Here is a 6,049-nt window from a genome sequence, read left to right on the forward strand (position 1 = left end):
GAACGCCCTGGGACCATCAGCCCAACGGCTTAACGGCGAGTTTCCTGCGCTGACGATAAAATGAGGGAAAATCCCCTTCTCCAGAACGAAGAAGGGGAGAGCCGCGATTATTTCAGCTCGTCGACCATGGTGATGGCGCGGCCGATGTAGTTCGCCGGGGTCATCGCCTTCAGGCGGGTCTTCTCTTCTTCCGGCAGCGCAAGGCCGTCGATGAATTGCTTCATGCCTTCGGCATCAACGCGTTTGCCGCGGGTCAGCTCTTTCAGCTTCTCGTACGGCTTCTCGATACCGTAACGACGCATTACCGTCTGGATCGGCTCAGCCAGAACTTCCCAGTTATGGTCCAGTTCATCCAGCAGACGATCGCGGTTCACTTCCAGTTTGCTCACCCCTTTTAGCGTGGACTGATAGGCAATCAGTGCATAACCGATACCCACACCAAGGTTACGCAGTACGGTAGAGTCGGTCAGGTCACGCTGCCAGCGGGAAACCGGCAGTTTACTGGCCAGGTGTTGCAGTACGGCGTTGGACAGCCCCAGGTTGCCTTCGGAGTTTTCGAAGTCGATCGGGTTGACCTTGTGCGGCATGGTGGACGAGCCAATCTCGCCGGCGATGGTTTTCTGTTTGAAGTGGTTCAGCGCAATGTAGCCCCACACGTCACGATCGAAGTCGATAAGGATCGTGTTAAAGCGAGCGACGCAGTCAAACAGTTCGGCGATATAGTCGTGTGGTTCGATCTGGGTGGTGTACGGGTTCCACTGAATGCCCAAAGAGGTAACAAACTCTTCGCTGAACTGATGCCAGTCAACCTCTGGATAGGCGACAATGTGGGCGTTGTAGTTACCCACCGCGCCGTTGATTTTGCCCAGAATTTCAACCTGGCTGAGCTGACGGTACTGACGCTCCATACGGTAAGCAACGTTCGCCATCTCTTTACCGATGGTGGACGGCGTGGCAGGCTGACCGTGAGTACGGGAGAGCAGCGGAATATCGCGATACTGCACCGCCAGATCTTTGATGGCGTCGATAATCTTACGCCAGTACGGCAGCACCACGTCTTCACGGGCGGTTTTCAGCATCAGCGCATGGGACAGGTTGTTAATGTCCTCGGAGGTGCAGGCAAAGTGGATAAACTCAGACACGGCGTGCAGTTCAGGCACGGACGCGACTTTTTCTTTCAGGAAATACTCAACTGCCTTCACGTCATGGTTGGTGGTGCGCTCGATAGTTTTAATGCGCGCGGCGTCTTCTTCGCTGAAGTTAGCCACGATGCTATCAAGGTAACCGTTTGCGTCGGCAGCAAAAGCAGGAACTTCCTTGACGGCTGCGTGTGCGGCCAGCTTTTGCAGCCAGCGTACTTCGACTTGTACACGGAATTTCAGCAAACCATATTCGCTGAAAATCCCGCGCAGCGCGCTGACTTTATCGCCGTAGCGTCCATCGACAGGGGAAACGGCGGTCAGTGAGGATAATTCCATAGATCACAACTCCGGGGTTAAATGAGCAAGAATTTGTTTTGCCTGAGCGGTCAGGCGATTACGAGAAAACATCAGCTGCAGACGTCCGCCACCGACCTGGTGCCACAGCACCGCAGAGCGGATCCCAGCCAACAACGAGGCGCGGACTTTGGCCTGAACCTGTGGGCTTTGCAGCACAGCAGGGGAGCCGGTGACCTGAATACGCGGGCCAAGTGGGCTGATGACGTCAACATAGATACCCGCCATGGCGCTTAGCAGGGTATCGGACTGCAAATCAAAATGGTCGAGCTGGCGCTGTAACCCATTGATGCGGTTACCCAGCGTCTCCATAGCGCCTTTAGCGGCGGCGAGCTTGCGCTCAAGCACCATCAGGCTAAGAGTATAGCGGGTTAGCTCGGCGTTCAGACCCTGACGGCTGCTGGCATTGAGCACGCCGAGTAAGGTTTCCAGGCCGAGACGAAGATTCGCTTCGCTGCCACCGAACACGCCCAGCGCGGAGTCTGGGTTGAGGTCGATAACGCTGTTCAGCGAGACGTGTAACGCCTCGCCGTCGCAGTGCCCCTGATGGGCCAGCTGCTGCACCAGACGGGCTGACTGGCAAATTCCCGCCAGCGCCAGGGTGATGTCATAGTAATTCTTCGCCACGCTAACTCCTTGTTGGCGCCTGCCCGGCGGCGCGACGCCAGGCAGGCTACGTTATGCCCTGTTCAGACGAGGGCTTTATTCCACCGGCAGCGGCAGGCGCTGCTCAATCACGCCGCCGCCCAGGCAGACTTCACCGCGATAGAACACGGCGGACTGGCCCGGAGTGACTGCGGCAACAGGTTCATCAAAACGAACCTCAATACGTTCTGCATCCAGTGCGGTGACGGTGCATGGGATATCCGTCTGACGGTAGCGGGTCTTCACGGTGCAGCGGAAGGTGCCGGTGACCGGTTCGCGATCCACCCAGTGCAGCTGTTGGGCAATCAGACCCACCGACATCAGACGCGGGTGATCGTGACCTTGAGCGACAACCAGAATGTTGTTCTCAACGTCTTTATCAACGACATACCACGGATCTTCGCTGCCTTCTTTGGTGCCACCGATGCCCAGACCTTTACGTTGACCCAGCGTGTGGTACATCAGCCCCTGATGGGTACCAATCTCATCGCCATCAACGGTGATGATTTTACCCGGCTGTGCGGGCAGGTAGCGGCCAAGGAACTCGCGGAATTTGCGCTCGCCGATAAAGCAGATACCGGTAGAGTCTTTTTTCTTCGCGGTGATGAGATCCAGCTCTTCGGCGATTTTACGCACCTGCGGTTTTTCCAGTTCGCCAACCGGGAACAGGCTTTGCGCGATCTGTTCGTGGCCCAGCGTATAAAGGAAGTAGCTCTGGTCTTTGTTGCCATCAAGGCCACGCAGCAGTTGGCTTTTACCGTCGACGTCAGCACGGCGCACGTAGTGGCCGGTAGCGATGTAGTCGGCGCCGAGGTCTTCTGCAGCGAATTCCAGGAAGGCTTTAAACTTGATCTCTTTGTTGCACAGGATATCCGGGTTCGGCGTACGGCCCGCTTTGTACTCCTGCAGGAACAGTTCAAAGACGTTGTCCCAGTATTCGGCAGCAAAGTTCACGGTGTGCAGCTCAATGCCGAGCTTATCGCACACCGCCTGCGCATCGGCAAGGTCGGCGGCGGCAGTACAGTATTCCTCGCCGTCGTCTTCCTCCCAGTTCTTCATGAACAGGCCTTCCACCTTATAGCCCTGTTGTTGTAACAGGTAGGCGGAAACAGAGGAATCAACACCGCCGGACATGCCGACGATCACTTTTTTCTGGCTTTCTGACATTGGAATACTCACGACATTGGACTTCAAGGCGGCATATTCTAGCACGCAGCCCGTTACTTGGCACCCTCGGTAAACGGCCAGTTAAACGCGCCGATTAATGACAGCGGATAGCGCTCGTTCTGCTGATAGCAGCGGATGCTTTCCGCCACCAACGCAGAGCGCAGATTTTTCGCCTGAAGGATCTCTTCCGCGCTGACCCACAGGCAGCGATCGATATCACTATCGTGCGGCTGGGTAGGGCACAGATCGTTAAGTTCAATCGCAAAAAGGAAACGCAGAAACGGCGTACGGTCCGGGGCAATCCACTGGTGCAGACGGATAAAGTGCTGCGGCGTTGCACGAATGCCGGTCTCCTCCCATAGCTCGCGTTCGGCGGCCTGTACCAGCGTTTCATCGGCTTCCAGATGGCCGGCTGGCTGGTTCCATAGCGCTTTACCGTTGATGGTTTCTTCAACCACGAGAAATTTGCCTTTGGCGTGGACCACGCAGGCGACGGTAACGTGAGGTTTAAACATGCGGCATCCTTATCGGGGGAGAGAGACGATAAGGATATAAAGAAGAGGTGGGGGAAATCAAACCTTCGCCGGTGAACTCCAGCTCTGTTGTAAAAGAATGCCTTTATTATCGCTTAAGGTGACGGTGATTTGCGTCCATTCGCCGTGGGGGATATCCAGCATCATGCTGGCTAGCGGCTGCGGATGCTGCCCTTTTATAATCACATTGCCGCTCTGGCTGCTGTTGCTCTGCCCCGATTGCCCCTGATGAATCACGTTAATGGTCATCTGGCAGCTGCAGTCATCCGTCAGCGTGGCCATGGGGGTAACCACCAGCGTATCGTCCTGCTGTTGGGTTTCAAACCACAGCTGGTTGCTGAGCGCAGCGGCAATAAGCAGAAGATGCATAATCGGCCTCGTCATTGAGAGAAAAAAGCCGGATGAATATTCATCCGGCTGTGTGGGTCAGTTCTGATTAACGAAAGAGGTGTTGCCGAGACCGGATTGTTGAACGTAGGTCACAGCGGTGTTGTGTGTCTGGTTGACGTTACTGAAGTTACCGGCATTCGTCTGAGCGACTAAGATAGCTGAATCATTAGCGCTTTGAGTGACGTAAGATTTGTTTGAGCCCACAGTCTGCTGTACATCCACAATACTGTTTTTACCCGCCTGAACAATATCAGACAAATTGAGGTTGCCTGTCTGTAGTACCGAACTTGAATTACCGGTACCGGATTGTTTAACGCCGGAGCTGTTGGCGATGCCGTCTTGTGACACCACAATCGCATTACCCGCGCCGCCCAACTGCTGTGTTGCCGAAGAGGTATTATTCGTACCTTTCTGAGTCACACTGATTGAACTGGTTGTACCGTTCTGTGTGGCCAAAGATTGGTTACCCGTACCATATTGGTTGACGAATACCGCGCTTTTGGTCGCCGTCTGGTTTACCGTGGAGCTACCATAATTGCCGTACTGATGGACATCAATGACGGATCCTGATGAGCTTGCCTGGTTAGCCTGGGAGAAGTTGCCGGTGCCCGGTTGGTAAATATGGATGGCCTGATCCCACTTGCCGTTTTGCGGCACGATAGGTGCTTTGCCCGTAATCAGCGGGATGTCTGGAAGCGTAACGCCAGAGCCGCCGGAGCTACCCCCTCCAGGAGGCCAACTACCACCGCCTTTATCCTCATTCCCGGCGACTGCGACCCCAGAGACTAACAGCGATGACAAAATAACAATTTTCCACGTTTTCATTGAGATACCCCATAGGTTTAGAGATTGGTCAATCAGTTAAAACACTAATTTTGGGTAATACGAATTGCCATTCCTGCCGAATTTTGCACAACGGCCGCGCCGCGGCTTGTGCCTGTTTGATTAATCTGCGTAATATTGCCAACGCCTTTGCTGACAATCTTCGCAGAGTTATCAAAACCGGTTTGTGTAACATCCGCCTGATTTGCCGATCCTACCTGGACCAATACTGCAGAATTATTCGTCCCTGATTGACTCACCGTCGCGTTGTTACCGTTACCGTATTGAGCTATTGCCGCGCGATTATTAAAACCATTTTGGTTTAATATCGCGTTGTTATATCCACCGACCTGGGAAATAGAACCGTAAATATGCGAGCCTGACTGATTAATAGCCGCGTTATTACCACTGCCATGTTGACCAGTAATCGCTACCATATCGTAGTTCTGACGATATTGATTCAGCCCCGAAAACTCAGAGCCAGCAAGATCGCCTCCCGCGGTCGCCAGATATGAACAGCCCAATAAGGGTATTATTAATAACCACTGTTTCATAATGGCACCTTGATTTAACCAACGGTTAAAGTCAGGAGTTAAACCAGCGATACCTTAATCCGTGACGGAGTGCGGTAGCGCTGATTTATGGATTGAGTATGTCCAGGAGATATATTCCCTGTTTTCGCCTGGATTACGTATTTTGAAAAGACACGTCAGTCAATAGTATGAGGTTCCAGGGATGAGATAGCAGGCGCGGTGTGGTAGTCAGCCCATGTTAATTAGCCCGGCGAGGGTGACTGGGTAAACGTATTTGTTGTAGGTCTTAAGCTAAATTATTCCACGCTAAGCCCCATCGTGGAAAATAATGTTTACAGCGAGCGCCATTTTCGGCAGCAGATGGCATATCTTGAATCGTCTGGAGTGTAAATACGCATACTAATACAGTCCTTATGGGAAAGGATAAAACGCATTTTTTTATATAAATCATAATGAATAACGC

General features: G+C 53.3%; 7 protein-coding genes. All 7 read right to left on the bottom strand.

Annotated elements, in window-relative coordinates:
• Window positions 1-107 precede the first annotated feature (107 nt).
• The 7 genes from purB to NNN71_RS12940 all read right to left on the bottom strand — a co-directional run bounded on the left by purB (window position 108) and on the right by NNN71_RS12940 (window position 5,607).
• Window positions 108-1,478: an adenylosuccinate lyase gene (gene purB, locus NNN71_RS12910; protein ID WP_167576171.1), complete on the bottom strand. Its 1,371-nt coding sequence runs from the start codon at window positions 1,476-1,478 to the stop codon at window positions 108-110.
• Between the two features lie 3 nt (window positions 1,479-1,481).
• Entirely contained in the window at window positions 1,482-2,123 is a 642-nt protein-coding gene (gene hflD, locus NNN71_RS12915) for a high frequency lysogenization protein HflD (RefSeq protein WP_167576170.1), read from the bottom strand.
• Window positions 2,124-2,198: 75 nt separating this feature from the next.
• Window positions 2,199-3,308: a tRNA 2-thiouridine(34) synthase MnmA gene (gene mnmA, locus NNN71_RS12920; RefSeq protein ID WP_249021991.1), complete on the bottom strand. Its 1,110-nt coding sequence runs from the start codon at window positions 3,306-3,308 to the stop codon at window positions 2,199-2,201.
• 53 nt (window positions 3,309-3,361) lie between these two features.
• Complete coding sequence (locus NNN71_RS12925) at window positions 3,362-3,823, bottom strand: NUDIX hydrolase (RefSeq protein ID WP_223802361.1); 462 nt, start codon at window positions 3,821-3,823, stop codon at window positions 3,362-3,364.
• A gap of 57 nt (window positions 3,824-3,880) precedes the next feature.
• On the bottom strand, window positions 3,881-4,210 hold the full coding sequence (gene csgC / locus NNN71_RS12930; RefSeq protein WP_223802362.1) for a curli assembly chaperone CsgC: 330 nt from the start codon (window positions 4,208-4,210) through the stop codon (window positions 3,881-3,883).
• A gap of 57 nt (window positions 4,211-4,267) precedes the next feature.
• Window positions 4,268-5,056 carry a hypothetical protein gene (locus NNN71_RS12935; RefSeq protein ID WP_163448069.1) on the bottom strand — a complete coding sequence of 263 codons (789 nt, stop codon included), beginning with the start codon at window positions 5,054-5,056 and terminating at the stop codon, window positions 4,268-4,270.
• Window positions 5,057-5,100: 44 nt separating this feature from the next.
• Window positions 5,101-5,607 (bottom strand): curlin, encoded by a 507-nt coding sequence (locus NNN71_RS12940; RefSeq protein ID WP_249021990.1) that lies wholly within the window; start codon window positions 5,605-5,607, stop codon window positions 5,101-5,103.
• Window positions 5,608-6,049 lie beyond the last annotated feature (442 nt).

The sequence above is a fragment of the Kluyvera sp. Awk 3 genome (assembly GCF_028069715.1).
GTDB classification, from domain to species: Bacteria; Pseudomonadota; Gammaproteobacteria; order Enterobacterales; family Enterobacteriaceae; genus Kluyvera; species Kluyvera georgiana_A.

What these genes read in the sequence shown, in the direction of transcription:
- purB (WP_167576171.1), bottom strand. Translation starts at nt 1,478, where the DNA reads ATGGAATTATCCTCACTGACCGCCGTTTCCCCTGTCGATGGACGCTAC.
- mnmA (WP_249021991.1), bottom strand. Translation starts at nt 3,308, where the DNA reads ATGTCAGAAAGCCAGAAAAAAGTGATCGTCGGCATGTCCGGCGGTGTT.
- NNN71_RS12925 (WP_223802361.1), bottom strand. Translation starts at nt 3,823, where the DNA reads ATGTTTAAACCTCACGTTACCGTCGCCTGCGTGGTCCACGCCAAAGGC.
- csgC (WP_223802362.1), bottom strand. Translation starts at nt 4,210, where the DNA reads ATGCATCTTCTGCTTATTGCCGCTGCGCTCAGCAACCAGCTGTGGTTT.
- NNN71_RS12935 (WP_163448069.1), bottom strand. Translation starts at nt 5,056, where the DNA reads ATGAAAACGTGGAAAATTGTTATTTTGTCATCGCTGTTAGTCTCTGGG.
- NNN71_RS12940 (WP_249021990.1), bottom strand. Translation starts at nt 5,607, where the DNA reads ATGAAACAGTGGTTATTAATAATACCCTTATTGGGCTGTTCATATCTG.